The sequence below is a fragment of the Anthropogastromicrobium sp. genome (genome assembly GCF_037349415.1).
GTDB classification, from domain to species: Bacteria; Bacillota; Clostridia; order Lachnospirales; family Lachnospiraceae; genus Anthropogastromicrobium; species Anthropogastromicrobium aceti.
Genome location: NZ_JAXWCK010000025.1, coordinates 50,613 through 71,288, shown reverse-complemented (window position 1 = coordinate 71,288; position 20,676 = coordinate 50,613). Strand labels below are relative to the sequence as shown.

13 protein-coding genes are annotated in these 20,676 nt (G+C 39.6%); all 13 read left to right on the top strand.

What is annotated here, in order from left to right; all coding sequences use genetic code 11:
* Positions 1-75 precede the first annotated feature (75 nt).
* The 13 genes from WJP93_RS04110 (at position 76) to WJP93_RS04050 (ending at position 20,629) form a co-directional block, all read left to right on the top strand.
* Positions 76-1,572, top strand: coding sequence for an AAA family ATPase (locus WJP93_RS04110; protein WP_337547059.1), 1,497 nt, complete (start codon positions 76-78; stop codon positions 1,570-1,572).
* 296 nt (positions 1,573-1,868) lie between these two features.
* Complete coding sequence (locus WJP93_RS04105; protein WP_337547058.1) at positions 1,869-5,435, top strand: DUF6273 domain-containing protein; 3,567 nt, start codon at positions 1,869-1,871, stop codon at positions 5,433-5,435.
* Between the two features lie 38 nt (positions 5,436-5,473).
* Positions 5,474-6,730 (top strand): zinc ribbon domain-containing protein, encoded by a 1,257-nt coding sequence (locus tag WJP93_RS04100; protein WP_337547056.1) that lies wholly within the window; start codon positions 5,474-5,476, stop codon positions 6,728-6,730.
* 51 nt (positions 6,731-6,781) lie between these two features.
* Positions 6,782-7,501: a zinc ribbon domain-containing protein gene (locus tag WJP93_RS04095; protein ID WP_337547055.1), complete on the top strand. Its 720-nt coding sequence runs from the start codon at positions 6,782-6,784 to the stop codon at positions 7,499-7,501.
* A gap of 141 nt (positions 7,502-7,642) precedes the next feature.
* A complete protein-coding gene (gene spoVAD / locus WJP93_RS04090; protein WP_337547053.1) occupies positions 7,643-8,752 on the top strand; it encodes a stage V sporulation protein AD in 1,110 nt (369 codons plus the stop codon).
* Positions 8,737-9,096 (top strand): stage V sporulation protein AE, encoded by a 360-nt coding sequence (spoVAE, locus tag WJP93_RS04085; protein WP_262536742.1) that lies wholly within the window; start codon positions 8,737-8,739, stop codon positions 9,094-9,096. The genes spoVAD and spoVAE overlap by 16 nt, the downstream gene beginning before the upstream one ends.
* Before the next feature lie 117 nt (positions 9,097-9,213).
* Positions 9,214-10,716 (top strand): glycerol kinase GlpK, encoded by a 1,503-nt coding sequence (gene glpK, locus WJP93_RS04080; protein ID WP_337547052.1) that lies wholly within the window; start codon positions 9,214-9,216, stop codon positions 10,714-10,716.
* A gap of 393 nt (positions 10,717-11,109) precedes the next feature.
* A complete protein-coding gene (locus tag WJP93_RS04075; protein ID WP_337547049.1) occupies positions 11,110-12,144 on the top strand; it encodes a LacI family DNA-binding transcriptional regulator in 1,035 nt (344 codons plus the stop codon).
* Positions 12,145-12,180: 36 nt separating this feature from the next.
* Positions 12,181-13,890, top strand: a complete 1,710-nt coding sequence (locus WJP93_RS04070; RefSeq protein WP_337547047.1) for a hypothetical protein — start codon at positions 12,181-12,183, stop codon at positions 13,888-13,890.
* 70 nt (positions 13,891-13,960) lie between these two features.
* Positions 13,961-14,938, top strand: a complete 978-nt coding sequence (locus WJP93_RS04065; protein WP_337547046.1) for an ABC transporter permease subunit — start codon at positions 13,961-13,963, stop codon at positions 14,936-14,938.
* An 18-nt stretch (positions 14,939-14,956) separates the two neighbouring features.
* The gene (locus WJP93_RS04060) at positions 14,957-15,883 is read left to right on the top strand and encodes a carbohydrate ABC transporter permease (RefSeq protein ID WP_337547045.1); all 927 of its coding nucleotides are present in this window, start codon (positions 14,957-14,959) and stop codon (positions 15,881-15,883) included.
* Between the two features lie 14 nt (positions 15,884-15,897).
* Positions 15,898-18,606 carry a DUF5695 domain-containing protein gene (locus WJP93_RS04055; RefSeq protein ID WP_337547044.1) on the top strand — a complete coding sequence of 903 codons (2,709 nt, stop codon included), beginning with the start codon at positions 15,898-15,900 and terminating at the stop codon, positions 18,604-18,606.
* Between the two features lie 73 nt (positions 18,607-18,679).
* Positions 18,680-20,629 (top strand): beta-L-arabinofuranosidase domain-containing protein, encoded by a 1,950-nt coding sequence (locus WJP93_RS04050; RefSeq protein WP_337547043.1) that lies wholly within the window; start codon positions 18,680-18,682, stop codon positions 20,627-20,629.
* Positions 20,630-20,676: the final 47 nt, after the last annotated feature.

Here is a 20,676-nt window from a genome sequence, read left to right as displayed (position 1 = left end):
AATAGGTAGCCTGCTGTTAAAATATGGCTGTAGATTGGAATCATCAACAACGACATCAAATAAGCGAGGAAGAAAATGAGAGTTTTTGATTTCAGTAACCAGACAGAAGAAAAGGTTAATCCAGAGTGTACATATACGACATTTCGTTCTAACGAAGAGGTCTCTACACCAGAGCATCCAATTTTTGTTCTAGATAATAAAGAAAAAGAGCATGCGCATCATTCCGCTGGATTTTTTACAAATCCGACAAAGAGAACTGCATTTGAGTTTAAGGAAGAAGATTCAAAAGAGTCTTATACTGCCGATATTCTGAAAGTGGATTCACGCTTTGTAAGTTTGGTGCGATGGCTTGGTGACAACCATATCAATGTGCGTTTGTCAGGAGAAAATACAGCAGAAGGATATGCAGTTTATAAGATTCGTGAGATCGCATTTGGCGGCGGTACAAAGCTTTCAGCAGAGGATGGTTTCTTACAGTTTATGATTGACCGTCTGCTTGCAAGCGATGCACCAGCAGAAGAGGCTGAAGATGAAGATAAAGATAAAGAAGAGCTTGGCGATGATATGAAGATCACTAGCCTTCAGAGCATTACAGACTTTTTGACATGTGCAGGAAAGACACTTCCAGACAATATTCGTCTGTGGGCGAGACGAAATCTGGCTGTAGCGCGTTCTCACGAGGTTTCCCCAGAGGAGAAGCGTCATGCGCAGCGTGCGCTTTCTATTATGATGAATATCCAGTGGAAGAGCAATTATTTTGAGGCAATTGATCCAGAGTATGCCCGTCAGGTGCTTGACGAAGAACTTTACGGCATGGAGCGCGTAAAGCAAAGAATTATAGAGACTATCATTCAGATTAACCGTACACACACACTTCCGGCATATGGTCTTTTGCTTGTAGGACCGGCTGGTACTGGAAAATCTCAGATTGCCTATGCAGTTGCCAGAATCCTGAAGCTGCCGTGGACCACACTCGATATGAGTTCCATCAACGATCCAGAGCAGTTAACTGGAAGCTCACGTATCTACGCAAATGCAAAACCAGGTATTATCATGGAAGCTTTCTCAGCAGCGCGTGAATCAAATCTTGTATTCATCATCAACGAGCTTGATAAAGCAGCATCAAGTAAGGGCAGCGGCAACCCAGCCGATGTACTTTTAACACTTCTTGATAATCTTGGATTTACTGATAACTATATGGAGTGTATGGTTCCGACTGGCGGCGTTTACCCTATTGCAACTGCCAATAATAAGGATCAGATCAGTGCTCCACTTATGTCTCGTTTTGCCGTGATCGACATCCCAGACTACACAAAGGAAGAGAAGAAGATCATTTTCACAAAATTCTCCTTGCCTAAGGTACTGCGCCGCATGGGTCTTCGTGAGGGTGAGTGCATCGTCACACCAGAAGCAGTTGAGGCAGTCGTTGATCTTTACGCACATACAACAGGTATCCGTGATTTAGAGCAGGCAGCAGAGCATATCGCTGCAAATGCATTGTATCGCATCGAGGTCAACAAAGTGGAAAATGTTACTTTCGATGTCGCAATGGTGAAAGAGCTGTTTGCGTAAGGGCAGAAGGCATAGAATAAATTAAAATATACGAGTAACTTAATGATACAAAAATATGAGAAGCGTACTGCAACGAGAAATGATTGCGGTACGCTTTTTTTGACAAGTTTTAATCTGATGCTAATTTTTTATTTACTTTGACAATAACTGTCATTGCCGTATTTTATAATTAGGGCAGTAGAGAAAACTATTTGACCTTTTTTTATAGGGATGATATTATAAAGATAATATTTAATTTCTATAGATATTATTCGAGCAACGGTTATAAATACTTAAGTAAAGGGAGAGGTAGCGTTATGAAAAAAAGAGAATTTTGTATTATCCTAGGGTCAGCGGTAGTGGCTGCTGGAATATCAGGCTGTAAGGAATCAGCATCAAAGAAATATTCATCAGCACAGGAATTAATTAATAAAGGCGAATATAGTGAAGCTGTAAAAAAGCTAAGAGAGATCACGAGTTATGAAGATTCTTCTCAGTTATTGCTGTATGCAAGTGCAAATGCAGCTGCGGTAGAAGGAAGTTTTTCAGAGGCAATTACTACATTGCAATCATTGGGCGATTATAAGGATTCACAAAATTTAATTGTATATTATAGCGCCAAGCAAGCTGAAGCACAAGAAGATGTGTATGATATTCAATATATTGCAAGTTTATATGAGTCAATTCCATTGTTTCGTGACAGCAAAGAACAGGAAGAGGCATATTTGTCCGGTTGGTATCAGACTGCTGTAACAGATGCAGAAGCTGAAAACTATGCAGAGGCATATCCTATTTTTGATAATCTTGGTTCGTATAACGATAGTGATAAAATGATTGATTATTATGAAGCAAGGCGCTTAGAGGCAGAAGGGGATTATATTTCGATGCTCAAGGCAAAGCGTGTATATGATACGATGCCACAGGTAGTAGACTGCGCAGATCGAAGCAGTAAAATTTTGGAAACATTGCAGACCGTATATAAAGATGCGCAGAGTAAAATGAAAGAAGGAAACTATGAGCAAGCGCTCAAAATGTTTGCTAGTTTAGGCAGTTATGAGGACTCTGCTGATTTAGCGGATAAGTTGGAAAAGGAAATTGCAAATCAGAAGCTTTATAAGGCAGCAGAAGATTCTCTTTCGAAACAGGATTATGCAGATGCAATCAAAAAATTTGGTGAACTTGGCTCTTATGCAGATGCGAAACAGCGTAAAGAGGCTATTCAGCAAGCTCGATATGAAGCAGCAGAAAAAATGATGAATGATGAAGATTTTGAAGGTGCGATTGCAGAATTTCAAATGTTGGGTTCTTATAAAGAGTCTAAGAAAAATTTAAATTTAGCAAAACAGGAGCTTACAAAACAAAACGCTTATAAAAATGCAGAGCAGTTATATGAAAAAGAGGACTATAAGAGCGCAATCCAGCAGTTTGCTGAACTTGGAGAATATAAGGATGCTGCAAATCGTAAAAAAGAGATTCAGGCTGAACGATATAAAGCAGCAGAAGACTTGATAGAAAACGGAGATCTCGAGGGAGCGATTGCTGAATTTGAAATGCTTGGTTCATATAAGGATGCAAAGCAAAGAGCAGAGGATACGACAACAGAATTAGCAAACAAAACGTCGTATGAAGAGGCGGAAGGCTTGCTTGCAAAAGGTGATTATGCAGGTGCAGTTCATGCCTTTGCACAATTAAGGGATTATAAGGATGCAGCTGAGCGCGAAAAAGAGATTCAAGAACAGCGATATGAAGAAGCAGATAAGTTAGTAGCCGATGAGGATTTTGAGAGTGCGATTGCAATCTTTGAAGAATTGGGTAATTATCAGGATTCTTCGGACAGAATAACAGCAACGGTTCAAGCGGAATATGAAAAGGCAGAACAGTTTTATGTGGAAGACAAGCTTGAGGAGTCAGAACAATTACTTGAAAATCTGACAGCAAGAGAATATCAGGATTCGCAAAAATACCTTGCATACGTAAGAGCAGCAATTGCACAGAAAAATAAAGATTATAATACAGCTATTAAAATACTTAAAGGATTGCAAGACTATAAAGATTCAAAGAATTTACTGATTTACTATGAAGCATTAGAACAATCTGAATCCAAACAGGTTGAGGACATTCAAAAAACTGTTGAAGCATTGAAATCAATTCCGCAAGTGAAAGATAGCAATGAACAACTGGAAAATTATCAAAAAACATGGTATGACAATGCAATTGCATCTGGTGATTCAGGTGAATATGACAATGCAATTAAGATCTTAGAGGCATTAAAGTCTTATGAAGATAGCAGTGACTTGGTAACGTATTATAAAGCTAGACGCTATGAATTTAAAGACACAAATGATGATAGAATGCGAGCAATTGCAATGTACGAAAAAATTCCAGAGGTGAAAGATAGCAAGGAACGAAAAGAGGCAATTGTAGGCATTCAAGAAGGCATTTACGCAAAGGCTGAGGAGCAGCTTGAGGCTGACAAATTTTTCGATGCAAAAGAAACGTTTCAATCACTTGGTAATTACAGTGATGCAAAACAGCGTGTAAAGGATACAGAAAAAGCACGTCAGGATAAAATTAAGCTGTTATGTGCAAACCAAAGGTATGCAGAAGCATTGCATTTCCAGAATTTGCAGTCTGGTGATGTAATAAAATTTGGCGAGTATGAACAGGACAACAATTTTGAAAATGGAAAAGAGGCAATTGATTGGATTGTGCTGGATGTGCAGGATGATGAAGCATTCATACTTTCTGAAAAATGTCTAGATGCTAGAATTTTTTCGGAAACATGGGAGATGAGTGAGTGGACAGGTAGTAATATTCGAGAGTGGTTAAATGGAGATTTTATGCAAACCGCCTTTTCCTCAAATTTGCAGGATCTAATTGTCTGTAAAGAAATAAAAAACGAAAGGGATCCATATTATGCAGTATCATATGGCGAAGAGGATACCTTAGACTACGTATTTTTATTGAGCTATAACGAAGCTACTCAATATTTAAAAAATAAGACAGCATATGGAACTTTGTATGCATGCGCACAATATGATAAGCAACATACGAACTTGACTGCAAGCCCAGATAAAGAGCAATGGTGGTGGTTAAGAACAATTGCTTATGGTGGAGAGACAAGAATGGGATTTAATGGTATGTCAGGTGGAGCAGTAGAAACAGGTAGTATAACTGACGCAGAGATGGTCCGCCCAGCCATGCGAATTGATCTGGCAAAATGTGAGGAAGTTTATCAGCATGCTTATGATACAGGAGAGCTTGATAATTTGCCGATTACCGAAATACCAGAAACAGAAGAAGCTACAGAAGACAGTGAAGAATCTTCAGAAGGGACAGAACAAACTACAAGCGAAGATCCTAGTACAAATGAGAACACAAATAGTAATATGGAAAATGCAGATATAGCAGAAACATACAGCCAAACGCAGGAAACAACCGCTTATACGCCAACAGGTACAACTGGAAACGCAGCGGCTGTTGTGAATCCGGCAATAAGAGATCGGTCAGATTATTTGTGCATTGATCAGAATGAAGCGACAGGGCAAATCTTGTTGTACTTTTATTTGTGTCCGGGTTCAAGCGGAATGTATGATAGTATATCTTGCGATAATGAGTACCTTGCGTGTGGTACATCTGGGAATGCCAAGGAATTAGTAGACAGATCATTGAGTGGAGATCTTGGTGTACTTCCAGGCTATGGAGATAAGAAAACAATTGTATGGAATTCTCCGTATGGCATATGTGCATATTCCAGATCTCAGAGTCAATATTTGAATGGAACCAATGGAGATTACATGTTAAATGAAGGTGAGATTTACCAGATGCTAAATACAATGGGAGTTCCTATCGAAATGGTTCCAAATTCGCAGAAGCAAGATTAACTTAGTGTTATGGTAGATTAAGAGAAGGGAGAAAACATATGGTTAAAAGAATGGTATGTCCGAAATGTGGAATGCAGGGTAAACCGAATGATCGATTTTGCGGTAAATGTGGAATTTTGCTTGTAGAAAAAGAAGTGGAAGATACGAATCAAAGTACAGAAAACATGAATGGTCGTGCTAATGCAAAAGCAAGGCTTAATGAAAACGATATCAAGCAAATGTTTTCTAAATTTTTGTATTTTATTACTCATATGTGGTTTCGAGGATTTGACGGAGGAGAAGAGGAAACTGATCAGGCGAGATATGTTTTAAATCCACAGCCACTTGAGAACCAAATGAAAAAAATAAAAAATTTTTATCCGATATTTTTGATTTGTATTGGTATAGGAGTTTTTAATGAAGTATTTTTTGCAATTGGACTCATTGGTCTTCCATTAACTTGTGTAATTGATGGATGTGTAACAGAGTATCGCATGTATCGTTTGAGAAGATTGAAATTCTGGGCAAATTCTGAAATGACAGATGAAAGAATATTTGAAAAACTTCAGCCAGTTATGTTTTCAAAATATGGAATTTCTATAAGCAGAAATGAGAAGAATCAAGCAGTAATTATAATAAATGATTTTAGCTATACAGTGATATTGAACTTTGATTCTACATTTTGTATTCGATGGGATGCATCCCTAAAACGAATGGCCTCTATCATTTTAATGCGTAGCTCAGTATATTATAAGTATTATAAAGAAATGCTTGGTGCAATGGGAACGATTGCTTATGAGGTACAGGCGCAATTTGGCGTTGTTCAGGATGTGAATGGAAATCAAAATACTCATACATATCAGCAGCAGGAAAAAGAAAAGCAGTCAAGTGGCAAATGGAAAGGAAATTCCTACAACTTTAGTTGGAGTACATTGACAAATGCGAAAACAAATTGGATTGCAGTTGTAAGCAGCATATTAATGATTATCTGTCCATTTTTACCATATGTGAAAGTAACAGTATTTGGTGTTGCATCGACAGAGTCATTGATTGGAGGCGATGGGATTTTCTTTTTAGGTATTGGAATTATTGCACTAATATTAGGCTTAAAAGGAAAAGATACTGGTGTTATGTTTACAAGTATAGCAGCAGGAACGTTGACGATAATAGAGGTAATCAATTTTTCGAATGCTATAAATGAAGAGGAATTTGGCTATCTAATGCAAAAAGAAAGCGGCTATTATCTGATGATTGCTGCGACGATTGTTTTGGTAATAGCAGGTCTTTATAGAAAATTTATGCCAGATGCAAATTAAAGAAAATGATTGAATGGCGAAAAATGCAGCTTACAAAAGGAGGAAAGAAAGATGATATGTCCTAAGTGTGGAAATAAGGTAAAAGAGGGAGATGTGTTTTGTACAAATTGTGGTGCAAAAATAGAAAAAGAGCAGGGGAAATCACAGACGATGAATGAGGGAAAGAATACTTCGTTCAAGATTAATTCTGCAATTCAGAAGGTTTTGAAAAAAGAGTGGGTACCATTGGTAGTTATTGTTATTATTGCAGTTTTGATGGCAGATGTTATAGGTAGAATTTCAAAGACAACAAGCAAGGATAATTCAAGCAAGACAACGACAAAAGCTGCTACGTATGAAGCAATTGCAGACACAATGGAATTTGATATCTCAGATGATGCAATTGCTTTTATAAATGATAATCCACAGTTCTTTCCAGGAAATTCTTCTAATACTGGAGCCATAAGTGATCATATTGATTTTAGCATGGACTATGCACATGTAGCGAAAAATCCATTTAAATATTCCGACCGTCTTATGTATGTATTTGGTGAAGTCGTTGATTGTCAAGAGTTAGAAGAAAGTGGAAAGACATTGACATATGTACAGATTGAAGATTATTCGGGTTATGACTATTGTGTATATTACTTAGGAGAACTTCCTAATGTATTTGAAGGTAATGATGTCACGGTAACTTTTTTGCCGTTTAATGTAATTACATTTGAGAATATAGGTGGCTATTATACAAAGGCTATTGTTGGTGCAGCATGCTATGTGAATTATGCTGAATAATAAAAATTGTTATAATACGCTAACATGAACATAATGATAGATCTTGATAACACAAAGAAAAGTTATAGGAATGCATAAAGAACCTACCGCTTGGGCAAAGTAGTTTTGAAATGAAAACTATATCCATAACAAGGAGCGATTATGCAGACAGGAACAGCAAGTATACGTTTTGAGAGGCCGCCCCGCATTCTGCAGGCGGCCTCTGTTGTTGGCCCAAAAGAGGCAGAGGGGCCATTTGGCGCACTATTTGATGAAATTGATTCTGACGGAAAGTGTGGACAGGATAATTGGGAACAGGCAGAGAGTGAGCTTCAAAAGCGAGCCGTAAAGAAAGTAATTGAGAAGGCACATCTTTTGCCGAAGCAGATTCGCTATGTATTTGCAGGTGATTTGCTTGGCCAGTGTATCGCAAGCAGTTTTGGAATTAGTGAGTTTAACTGCCCTACAATTGGCATGTATGGTGCTTGCTCTACAATGGGGCTTACACTTTCAACGGGTGCTATGTTTGTGAATGCAGGATATGCAGATCATGTACTTTGTGTGACAAGCAGCCATTATGCCTCTGCCGAGAGGCAGTTTCGCTTCCCATCTGATTATGGAAACCAGAGACCACTCAGTGCAGAATGGACTGTAACAGGTTCAGGAGCTGTTGTACTTGAAAGTGTTCAGACACACACTACAACCCAACTCGACATTCCACTTGCCAAAATCACAGGAGTAACGACAGGAAAAATCGTAGACTATGGAATAACAGATTCAATGAATATGGGGGCGGCGATGGCTCCTGCCGCATATGATACGATTGTGCAGCATTTTGAAGATTTTAAGACAAAACCAAGCGATTACGACAAGATCATTACAGGCGATCTTAGCCAGATAGGTAGTAAACTATTAATTGATTTGCTTCGCGAAAAAAAGATTGATATTTCTGATCGTCATATGGACTGTGGACTGGAAATCTTTGAACGAAAAGAGCAGGATGTTCACGCAGGTGGAAGTGGATGTGGCTGCAGTGCTGTGATATTGGCTGCGTATATCTTGCCTCAGATTCAAAAAAAGATCTGGAAACGTGTGCTTTTTGTTCCGACAGGCGCGCTTTTGTCAAAGATTTCATTTAATGAAGGTGCAAGCATTCCAGGCATTGCACATGCAGTAGTCATTGAAGCGCTTGACTCATTCGATGAACGTTTTGAGAAGAAACAAAAGGCTATGTCATTAGCAGAAGGAGGCAAATCATGCAGGAATATCTAATTGCATTTGCAGTCGGTGGCACGATCTGTGCGCTTTCACAGCTTCTGATGGACAAGACAAAGCTGATGCCAGGTCGAATCATGGTTATTCTTGTGGTTACAGGAGTAGTTTTAGGTGCATTCGGCATTTATGAGCCATTTAAAGAGTGGGCAGGAGCAGGGGCAAGTGTGCCGCTTCTTGGTTTTGGCAATACGCTCTGGAAAGGTGTCAAAAAAGCAGTCGATGAGGAAGGGCTGCTTGGCATCTTTAAGGGCGGACTGACAGCCAGCTCAGCAGGTATCTGTGCAGCGATTGTATTTGGATATCTTGCATCGTTAGTCAGCCACCCAAAACTAAAAAAATAAACTGCAGCATTTACAGCGCCAATTGTATCAGCTATAATAGTGTCAGAATCAGTATTCGGAGTGAAAAAATAACACGATAAATCCGACAGGATACGAAGCAGATTAGGAGGACACACAATGGAAAAATACATGATGGCGCTGGATCAGGGAACAACTAGCTCTCGCTGCATTTTATTTGACCGAAAGGGAAATATCTGCAGTGTTGCTCAAAAGGAATTTGAGCAGCATTATCCAAAGCCAGGCTGGGTAGAGCATGACCCGATGGAAATTTGGGCATCACAGGTGAGTGTATTATCAGAGGCAATGAATAAAATAGCAGCGCTTCCTGAGCAGATTCATGCAATCGGCATTACGAATCAGCGAGAGACTACGATCATTTGGGATAAAAAGACAGGTCGTCCAATTTATCCGGCAATCGTATGGCAGTGCCGCCGTACAAGTGAGCGAATTGATCGTCTAAGAGCAGATGGTATGACGCAAAAGGTTCGTGAAAAAACAGGATTAGTTCCAGATGCTTATTTTTCAGCAACAAAAATTGAATGGATCTTAGATCAGGTGCCAGGAGCCAGAAAGCGTGCACAGGAGGGCGAGCTTCTTTTTGGAACGGTTGATTGCTGGCTTGTATGGAAACTGACAGGCGGCGCTGTACATGCAACAGATTACACAAACGCATCAAGAACAATGTTGTTTAACATTCATACGCTGGAGTGGGATAAGGAACTTTTGGAATACTTTAATATTCCGCAATCTATGCTTCCAAAGGTTCTTCCAAGCAGCTGCATTTACGGAAAAACAGATCCAGAGGTTACAGGTGGTGCTATTCCGATTGCGGGAATTGCGGGAGACCAGCAGGCAGCACTTTTTGGTCAGTGCTGTTTTGAACCTGGTGATGTAAAGAATACATACGGAACAGGATGCTTTCTTTTGATGAATACAGGTGCAGAGCCGGTAAACTCTGATCATGGACTTGTCACAACAATTGCAGCAGGTTCGCCGGGTGAAGTGCAGTATGCGCTTGAGGGAAGTGTGTTTGTGGCAGGAGCGACAATTCAATGGCTTCGTGATGAGCTTTGGATGATTCGAAACGCTTCTGAGACAGAAAGCTTATGTCAGTCTGTTGAGGATACGGCAGGTTCTTATCTGGTGCCGGCATTCACAGGACTTGGTGCACCATATTGGAATCAATATGCAAGAGGTACGTTTGTAGGACTGACAAGAGGTGTAAGCCGTGCTCATTTTGTGCGCGCAGCCGTTGAATCACTTGCGTATCAGGTACATGATGTGCTTGAAGCAATGGAGCAGGACAGCGGTTATACAATTGAGATATTAAAGGCAGATGGCGGTGCAAGTGCAAATAATTTCCTTTTGCAGTTTCAGGCAGATATTCTTGATGCACAGGTAGATCGCCCAGGATGTATCGAGACAACAGCACTAGGTGCAGCTTACCTGGCAGGCCTTGCAACAGGATATTGGAAAGATAAAGAAGAGATTCGTGCTAATTGGCAGCTGCAGCGTTCATTTATGCCGTCAATAGGAGAGACAAAGAGAAAGCAAAAGCTAAAGGGCTGGAAAAAGGCAGTTCGCTGTGCGCTTTTCTGGGCAAATGATGAAGAGGAATAGAGGCAATAACAGTTAACGGTTAATCGAAGAAAAAATAGATATTGATAGTCCCGGCATTTTAGAAAATATATGGTTCTAAAATGTCGGGTATTTTAAAAAAGTGGTATTTAATCGTTTAACTTAGCGCAAAAAGAGTATACTAAAAATGAACAGAGTTTATTGTATTGAATAATCATACTATTTATACAATACAAACGAAAAAGATAGGAATATAAAAATAATATAAAAAAATAATTAGAAAACACTTGACATGAAGGCTGATATGGAGTAATATCAATGACATAAAGTAACGAGTTGATTTTGTAAACAATTATAAAAAAACCAGAAGCAGTAAAAATGGAGGTGATTTTTTAAATACTGAACTGGTTAAACGATTAACTAAAAGGAGAAAATATGACGTTAAAAGATATAGCAGGGATGGCAGGTGTGTCTGTTGCTACTGTATCTCACGTACTGAATCACAGAGACAATAAGGTAAGCCCTGAAGTGGCAGCTAGGATTAGAAGTATTATAAAGGAAGTGAACTATCAGCCGAATACTGTAGCTAAAGCACTCAGAAGCAGTAAGTCAAGCATCATAGGTGTGATGACAGAAGATCTCTCTGTATGGCAAACAGGGAGTATTGTGCAGGGTGTTACACATTATGCACAACAAAATGGATATAGCGTGATTTTATCTGACCTTGGTTTAAAGGATAAAATCAAGACGGATTATGACAGCATTTATAAGTATAGAGGGGTGATTAGTAAGGAATTGCAGCGATTGCAGGCCGTTCGTGTAGATGGTGTAATTTTTATTGGAATGCATGATCGAGACGTGAAGGGATTGATCGAGACAGATATTCCACTTGTATATGCATACTGTACAACAGAGAATGCAGATGATGTACAAGTAGGATATGATAATAGAGAGATCTCAAAGAAGATTACACAGATGCTTTTGACGCGTTACGGTGAAGAAATTGCAATTATTGGAGGACCGATTCAGTCAGCTCCCGCTGGACAACGTATGGCTGGTGTAGAAGAAGCATATGCAGATGCTGGAATTTCTATGAATTTAAAACTGCGGCAAAATGGCAATTGGGAGTTTGAAAGTGGCCAGCAGGCTTGTAGAGATATTTTAAAAGCAGGTTATCCAGTAAAAGCAATTTATGCAATGAATGATTTAATGGCACTTGGTGCAATTAGACAGATCCGGGATTGTGGATTACAGGTACCAGATGACATAGGAGTAATTGGATTTGATGATTCTGAATATGGCTGGTTTTCAAATCCATCACTGACAACAGTGCATGTGCCGCTTGATGAAATTGGAAGAGAATCAGCGGCAGCACTGATCACAAAAATTGAACATGGAGTATTAGAAAAAAAGAGAATTCTTTTGGAATGTACATTAGTAGAACGAGAGTCTTACCGGCGTAGGCAATGAGACTTAACATAATAAGAAAAAAAGGAGACTTGGAGTATGAGTGGAAAACGAGTAGCAACATCATTTTTAGCAGCAGCAATGGCAGTTGGAACACTTTCTTCAGCAGCATTTGCAGAGAACGGAACCGTTGATCCAGCAGATTTGAATTGGGAAAAGCCAGAAGAAACTATTAACATTAGCGTGTATGCAGGTGAGGGTGATCAGGAAGAATTTTTGGCAGATGAAAATGGCGGAAAGGCCGTTATGGACGAGTGGCTTCTGGAAAATCTAAATGTAACCTTTGACTGGCAGTATATGACAGGTGATATGACTGAACGTTTAAATCTGATGTTGGCAGATAATAGTTATCCATCTGTTATTACCAATATGCCTGATGATATGGCTGAGAAATTTATCGCACAGGGCAAGGCTGTTGACTTGACGGAGTATCTTGATGACATGCCAAATCTGACAAGACGTATGGGCGATTATATTAATATGCTTAAGGATGATGAAGGTCATATTTATAAGCTTTCTACACTTTGGGGCGAGAATCCTAATGTAGCAGGACTTGATTTTGGTGTTCGCTGGGATTATTATCTGGAGCTTGGTGAGGAGAAAATGTATGAGACGCCTCAGGAGTATATTGAGGTTATGAAGAAGATTCTTGCAAATCATCCAACAAATGATGCCGGACAGACGACTTACGCGTTTACAAGTGATAATCAGGGCAAGAGCTTTTTAAATGCAATGCTCGGTGCTTACGGCTTTATAAATGGTTATAAGTTAAATGAGGAGACAGGTGAGTTCACTCATTGGCTGAATACTGATGAGGGTCTCGAGATCGCAAAGCTTGTAAATCAGATGTATCGTGAAGGTTTAATTGATCCAGATTATCAAAGTGTTGATTATGAGACATACATTTCTAAGTTAGCGAACGGACAAGTACTTGGAAATTTTGGAACTTGGTGGTATGCGTGGGTAGGTGGACATCAGACATGGGCCGTACAGGAAGGTGATGACTACGATAAGAATAAGAGATTTGCGAACGTTTCTGTTCACGGAGAAGGAATGAGCATGGAAGATACCTCACTTCTTACCTCCAACTATGTGGGAAGTTACCGCATGATCATTACCGACAAGGCAACTGAGGAAGAAATTCAGGGTATTGTTAAATATTTGAACTGGGAAGCATCTGAACTTGGAACCTTTATTATGGGTTTTGGTGCACCACGTGAAGAAAATGTATGGAAAATTGATGATGATGGTACATGGCTGTTTGATGATGAGATTATGAATGTTGACACAAAGGATACTACATATCATACTGTAAAAAATCATTATGCTTGCGAGTACTGGGTAGCAATTTGCGGACAGTGGCTTAAGAGTGATGGCCGTTCTGTTTTTGATAAGATTGATCCGAGAGTAGATCGTGTATCTATTTATGATTATTGGCCAGTAAATGAGGACGGAAGTTTTGCGGATGAAGGCATTAATATCTGCTGGGGTAACTACACTGCACCGGCAAAGGATACTACAATGTATCAGACAACCTTTAATTCCAGAGATACGATTGCAACAATTAAGCAGATGGTTGACGATACAATTACTTCTTCTTGGGCAGAAATTATTAACAGCGCTAGCGAAGAGGATTGTATAGCAGCATTCGAAGCAGCAAGAGATAATTGCAATGCAATGGGTCTGGAAGAATTAACAGATTATTATGAGAATTCCTACAAGGCTAACGTTGAGAAGTACGAAGGCTGAAAAATGAATGGGAGAGGTGGGATTTCCTGCCTCTCCTTTTAGATTAACAGCGAACGGGAGGAACTGGCTTATGGCACTAAGAAAAAAACATGCAGTACAGGGTGGTGATGCAGGTCGGTATGTAAAAGTAGAAAAGAAAAAAGGCACTCTGTTAAAATCATTTCGTACGCAGAAACAAATTTGGTTTTTGTGTCTGCTTGCCCTTATATGGGTAGTAATCTTTTGTTATATTCCTATGGCAGGAAATATCGTGGCGTTTCTTGATTGGTATCCAGGAATGTCACTTTCACAAAGTAAATTTGTAGGACTTGAAAATTTTAAGCGTTTCTTCCAATTACCAGAGTGGAAGATGGTTATTCGAAATACACTTGTAATTAGTGGATTGTCGCTGACAATCGGTTTTGTCAGTCCGATTATATTTGCACTTTTATTAAACGAAATTAAGAATAAGATGTTTAAGAAGGTCGTACAGACCATCTCTTATATGCCTTATTTTGTATCCTGGGTAGTAGTAGCTTCTATTATGATGTCTCTTCTTGGAAGTGAGGGTCTGATTAATGAGGTGTTGCTTAAGCTTGGCGTAATTGATAAATCAGTAAACTTTTTAAGTAATCCAGATTATTTTTGGGGGCTTTTGACAACAGCAAATATTTGGAAAGGACTCGGATGGTCTGCAATTATTTATATTTCAGCAATTGCAGGTGTTGATCAGGAACTTTATCAGGCCGGTGCTGTTGACGGACTGGGACGTTTTGGAAAGGTATGGCATATTACAATTCCAAGTATTATGCCAACGGTAGTAGTCTTGTTTATTCTTGGTATAGGAAATATCCTAAATGCTGGCTTTGAGCAGCAGCTTTTGATTGGTACTCCAAGTACAAGAAAAGTATATGAGGTTATTGATACTTATGTATACCGCTACGGCATTCAGCTTGGAAACTATACGTTTGGTACTGCAGTAGGTTTGATGAAATCTGTATTTGGCTTCTTCTTAGTATGGCTGACGAACTTCATCTCAGGAAAAGTACTGGATATGAGAATTTTCTAAAGAAAGGGGTCAAAGCATATGAGGCGTACAAAGAGAAAGAATTATACTGTTAAGCAAAATCGTATTAAGCAAAGCGTTGGCTCACGAGTGTTTGATGTTTTTCTTTATCTGTTTATGATAGCATTTACCTTCTGTATGGTATATCCATTTTGGAATCAGCTAGTTATCTCATTAAATGAAGGTTCAGATACCGTTCTTGGCGGAATTACCTTTTGGCCAAGAAAGTTTACCTTACAGAATTATATTTATATTTTTCAGCGTCAAAACCTTCCAAAGGGTGCAGCAATGTCAGTTGCGCGCTGTGTAGTTGGTACATTCACAAGTATTGTCTGTACAGCACTGCTTGGCTACATTGTAACAATTAAACATTTTGCAGGAAGAAAATTCATGCGAATCGTAATGATCATTACAATGTATTTTGGTGGTGGAATGATCCCGACATATTTGCTGTATTCTTCCATTGGTTTGACTGATTCATTTGCTGTATATTGGCTTCCGGGACTGCTTTCTGCATACAACATGATTCTTGTTTCCTCATTTATTGAAGGAATTCCAGATTCACTTGCAGAGTCTGCGCGAATTGATGGTGCATCGGAGGTTCGTATATTCTTTAAAGTTATTCTTCCACTGTGTAAGCCAGTTATTGCAGCGCTTGCAATTATGACAGCAGTTGGTCATTGGAATTCTTGGTTTGATGTTTATATTTACAATCCGAGTGGTCGTTTTGATACATTGCAAATGTATTTGAGAAAGATTCTTCTCGACAGTGAGGCGGCATCGAAACTTATGAATGACCAGAAAAAATATGAAGCAATGAAGAATCTGACAACAAGTTCTGTTCGTGCAGCAACCACAATGATTGTTACTATTCCGATTGTATGTGTATATCCGTTTTTCCAGAAATATTTTGTAAGTGGTATTACAATCGGTGCAGTAAAGGGATGATAAGGGAGTGCGATATGAAGGAAAAAAGAAAGATCTACTATTTGACAAATGCGGAGTTTGACGTACAAATATCAAAAGGCATGATCATTTCAATGAAGCAAACCGGAGACAGTTATCAGACGCAGTATGCAGATGAAAAGCTCGGATTTGGCGGAATCTGCATATTGTATGAAGATGTACATAAAAATATAGTTGAATTTTTTACAAATGATCAGGAGACATATCAGGAGTCAGGCGTGGTTCGTAGGGATAACGGTCTGTCCTATCAGGCAAAATCATCCGACGGTACAATTTCTGTTTCAATCTCTTATGAGTTAGAATATGACAAGCTCTCGCAGAAAATACAGGTTATAAATACATCAGAAAAAGAGATTACGCTTTGTGATGTCGGCATTCGTCAGGCATGTCACACAGAATTTAAGTGGGGTGAAAGCGCATCTCCAAATGTGATTGGTCATTATCATATTGGTGGCAATAGCTCACACGGCACGTATTATCGCGTAGATGGAGAAGGACCATGCTTAATCTTTGCACCGCAGGAAGATACTCAGCTTTTGTACTATGATGTACAAAAATGGTTTAATCCAGAATTAAATGAAAGAGAGCAAAAGGAAACAGAAGAAGGCAAAGGTTTTACGATGCTGTATCCGTTTGCAGTAAAGAGAGCAGAAAGAGCAGCAAAAAAGGGAGCGCGTCTTCGTACACAGCAGCACACCGTTTTATTAAAGCCAGGCGAGACAGCATCATTTTCATTTGCTTATTTATGGGCAGATCATTTCCTTAGAGCGGGAAAACGTATGGCACAGGAAGGATTGATTCATGCAGTCAGCATTCCGGGTTATACTATCCCACAAGGAACGAATGTGCAGCTTTGCCTCGAATCCTTCTGGGGACAGAGCGAGGTAAAAGTTTTTTGCGATGAATCTAAGGAACCGATTTCATATGTTAGGACAAAGGAATGTGAGTCTGGTACCAAACAATATTTTTATGAGTTCTCTTTTGAGACGCTTGGTGAGCATACAATAAGCATTTATTATGGAAAACAAAAACAGGCATATTTGTATTATTTTGCAACACAGCCAGTCGAGATACTTTGGGAAAAGCGTGCCGCTTTTATAGCATCGCATCAGATAAAGGACGAAACTTTGTGGTACGACGGACTTCTATGTGAGTGGAATAACAAGACAGGTGTGCAGCTGTCACCAGACAATTATGATACTATCGGCGGATGGCGTATCTATGAGGTCAGCTGTGACGATCCTGGATTAGCAAAGCCAGCATTTCTATCTTCAAAGCAGACTATGCTTCCAAATCAAGATGAGATTGCAGCACTGGATCATTATCTTGACCGCTTTGTATGGGGCGGTTTGCAGCAGACAGAAGAAGAGCCATATCCATATGGTATATATGGAATTCCTGATTGGCATGTTCTTCGCAATTCGAAAGAAGATGGTACGAGAGGAAAGCTTCATATCTGGCGGATTTACGATTATCCACATATTGCATTGACTTGGTATAATATGTATCTGACAGCGGTGCGTTACCCGAATTTAAAGTTTCAGTTGGAACCGATTGTCTATTTGAAACGAGCATATGGAACGGCATGTGGTATGTTTACAATTCCATCTGAGATTGAAGACTGGTCAGCATATAAGACTGGATTATACAATGAATGCGTGATCCCAAAGATTATTGCAGCACTTAGAGAAAATGGTATGAAGGCACAGGCAGATCGTCTTGAAACATTCTGGATGAGAAAGGTTAAATTCTTTGTTACTGAATGTAAGGATGTGTTTGGATCTGAATATCCATTTGATACAACAGGATTTGAGTCAACATTTGTGTTGGCAGAGGATGGTTTAAAAGTTGCTGTGTTTGAGAGGGATGATTCTCCATTTGCAGAGAGTATTCCATATGAGAAGGCAGTTCAATTTATGGAAAGCCAGCATAAATGCAACATTGCATGCCGTGGATATTTAGAGCCGTCATATTTTGGTTATGGAAGCGATTATCGTGGAAACAGCACGCATTATATGCTTAGTTACATGTCACAGATGGGTGGATGCTCAATTCTTCGCCATGCATTATATTATGAGAAGGAACCATGGGAAATGCTCCGTTTAGGATATGGATCACTGCTTAGCTCGTATGCACTGATGAATACAGGAGATGAGGTAAGTAACTATGGATATTGGTTTTCAGGAAAAGAACATGATGGAGCAGCAGGCGGTGGATTTGAACCGCTGTATGAAGGCAAAACCTGGCTTGACCAGCCGCATTCAGGCGGTTCATGGTATTACTCCTGTGAGATTGATCTTGGATTTTGTGGCGGAGTTCGCGGAGCATCCTGCATTGTGGCAGAAGATCCGCTGTTTGGTCGTATAGGATACGGTGCAGACCTTAGCAAAAAAGATAATATATGGACTGTAAAAAGAAGTGATGCGGCAGGAAAAGAGTTTCATTATCTGTCAAATGATAAGCGTCTTCATGTTGTATTGGATCATGGAACACTTGCTAAAACAGCAGCAAAGTATAACGAGAGTGATCATTCGCTGACACTGTATTTTGACACACAAAAGAGTGCGCTGACCGGAACGGTAACAATTTCTATGCTGCATATGGTGGGAACACTTGAAGATGGCACAATGCTTGGAAGCAACACAGTGCAATATCCATTAAAATATGGACAGGAAAGCATTAAGATTCTTCTGAACGAAGGGTAATGATGCTGATAATAAATAAGAAAGCATAACAATAAATTATGAAAGCCGCTGTACGCTGGCAGAAAGGACGAGTATGGAGACAATAAAAGGAAAAAATGTAAAAATTACGGACGCGTTCTGGTCTGGAAAAATGAAAACGGTGCATGATAAAGTAATTCCGTATCAGTGGGAGGCATTGAATGATCGTCTCCCAGATACAGAGCCAAGCTATGCGATTGCTAATTTTAAGACAGCAGCTGCAATTACTTCTGGCGAATTGGATCAAAGTAAGGCAAAAGCAGAGTTTCATGGCTGTGTTTTCCAGGACAGTGATCTTGCCAAGTGGATTGAGGCATCTGCGTTTTCATTAAACTGGCATCCGGATGAAAAACTTGAAAAGACGATTGATGATGTCATTGATCTTGTATGTGCTGCTCAGCAGCCAGACGGATATTTAGACACGTATTTTATTATAAATGGTTTGGATAAGCGTTTTACAAATATCGCGGATGCGCATGAAATGTATTGTCTTGGTCATTTTCTTGAGGCAGCATGTGCATACTACCATGCAACAGGAAAGGATAAGCTGTTAAATGCACTGATTAAATATGTCGATTTGATTGATCAGACTTTTGGTGAGGAGGAAGGAAAGCTTAAGGGTTATCCAGGTCATGAGGTGCTTGAAATGGCACTTATGAAGCTGTATGAGATCACAAAAGATCCAAAGCACTTAAAGTTAGCAGCTTATTTTATTAATCAGAGAGGTCAGAGTCCGAACTATTTTGCTGAGGAAAAGAATAAGTATAAGAATAAGTATTACTGGGAGGAATCCTTGTTCCAGTATGGATATTATCAGGCACATAAGCCGGTAAGAGAGCAGAAGGAAGCAGTAGGCCATGCTGTTCGTGCCGTTTACCTGTACTCTGGAATGGCAGATGTAGCGAGGGTAACAGGCGATGAGTCATTAAAGAAGGCGTGCCATACACTGTGGAACGATGTGGTGCGCAGGCAGATGTATGTTACTGGTTCAATTGGTTCAAGTACATACGGAGAGGCATTTACATTTGACTATGATCTTCCTAATGAGGAAATCTATGGAGAAACTTGTGCAGCAATCGGACTAGTATTCTTTGCAATGAGAATGTTGAAAATGTATACAAATGGTGTTTATGCTGACGTAATGGAGAAGGCACTGTACAACGGCATTATCAGTGGAATTTCTCTTGACGGCACTAAATTCTTCTACGTTAATCCATTGGCAGTAAAGCCAAAGGCAGTCAAGAAGGATCAGAGACTTATACATGTAGAACCGAGACGTCAGAAGTGGTTTGCGTGTGCATGTTGCCCGCCAAACTTAGCCAGAATGATGACTTCACTTGGTGAATATATCTACACGACAGAGGGAAATACTGTTTACCAAAACTTGTTTATCGGAAGTGATATGAAGACTGAGGTGAATGGAAAAGAAATTACGCTCCATGTAACTACCTCATATCCATGGGAAGAAACAGTTTCAGTTCGTGTAGAGTCTATGGAAGATGCGGCATTTGAGTATGCATTCCGTGTACCAGGTTGGTGCAGAGGAATGACTGTAAAGAAGAATGGCATGGAGGTATCCTATCATGCAGATAACGGCTATGGCTATCTGGAGGATCCGGTAAAGAACGGTGATGAGATTACACTTGTATTTGAAATGCCTGTTACATTTGTAAAGGCAAATCCGAAGGTTCGTCAGGATATCGGAAAAACTGCTGTAATGAAGGGCCCAGTTGTGTATTGTCTGGAGGAGGATGATAACGGAGAAGAGCTTCAGATGATTCATCTGGCAGGAAAGAAGGATATTCATGAGGAGTTTGTTCCAGATCTTCTTGGTGGTATTGTGCGCATTACCATGACAGCAGAGGAAGAGTATGGTCCGGCAGATGATGGTCTGTACTACGATTGTTCTCAGGTAAGAAGACGTGAGAGAAAGCTTACATTTATTCCATATTATGCTTGGGCAAATCGTAATGAGGGCGAAATGACTGTTTGGGTTAACGATTAATGATATGTGAAAGTTTGTAAAAGCAGTTTAACTCATAAATTATAATA

Coding starts and splice junctions, on each gene's coding strand:
- WJP93_RS04070 (WP_337547047.1), top strand. CDS start 12,181: ATGAGTGGAAAACGAGTAGCAACATCATTTTTAGCAGCAGCAATGGCA.
- WJP93_RS04050 (WP_337547043.1), top strand. CDS start 18,680: ATGGAGACAATAAAAGGAAAAAATGTAAAAATTACGGACGCGTTCTGG.
- WJP93_RS04110 (WP_337547059.1), top strand. CDS start 76: ATGAGAGTTTTTGATTTCAGTAACCAGACAGAAGAAAAGGTTAATCCA.
- WJP93_RS04055 (WP_337547044.1), top strand. CDS start 15,898: ATGAAGGAAAAAAGAAAGATCTACTATTTGACAAATGCGGAGTTTGAC.
- WJP93_RS04060 (WP_337547045.1), top strand. CDS start 14,957: ATGAGGCGTACAAAGAGAAAGAATTATACTGTTAAGCAAAATCGTATT.
- spoVAE (WP_262536742.1), top strand. CDS start 8,737: ATGCAGGAATATCTAATTGCATTTGCAGTCGGTGGCACGATCTGTGCG.
- WJP93_RS04095 (WP_337547055.1), top strand. CDS start 6,782: ATGATATGTCCTAAGTGTGGAAATAAGGTAAAAGAGGGAGATGTGTTT.
- WJP93_RS04065 (WP_337547046.1), top strand. CDS start 13,961: ATGGCACTAAGAAAAAAACATGCAGTACAGGGTGGTGATGCAGGTCGG.
- WJP93_RS04105 (WP_337547058.1), top strand. CDS start 1,869: ATGAAAAAAAGAGAATTTTGTATTATCCTAGGGTCAGCGGTAGTGGCT.
- glpK (WP_337547052.1), top strand. CDS start 9,214: ATGGAAAAATACATGATGGCGCTGGATCAGGGAACAACTAGCTCTCGC.
- WJP93_RS04075 (WP_337547049.1), top strand. CDS start 11,110: ATGACGTTAAAAGATATAGCAGGGATGGCAGGTGTGTCTGTTGCTACT.
- spoVAD (WP_337547053.1), top strand. CDS start 7,643: ATGCAGACAGGAACAGCAAGTATACGTTTTGAGAGGCCGCCCCGCATT.
- WJP93_RS04100 (WP_337547056.1), top strand. CDS start 5,474: ATGGTTAAAAGAATGGTATGTCCGAAATGTGGAATGCAGGGTAAACCG.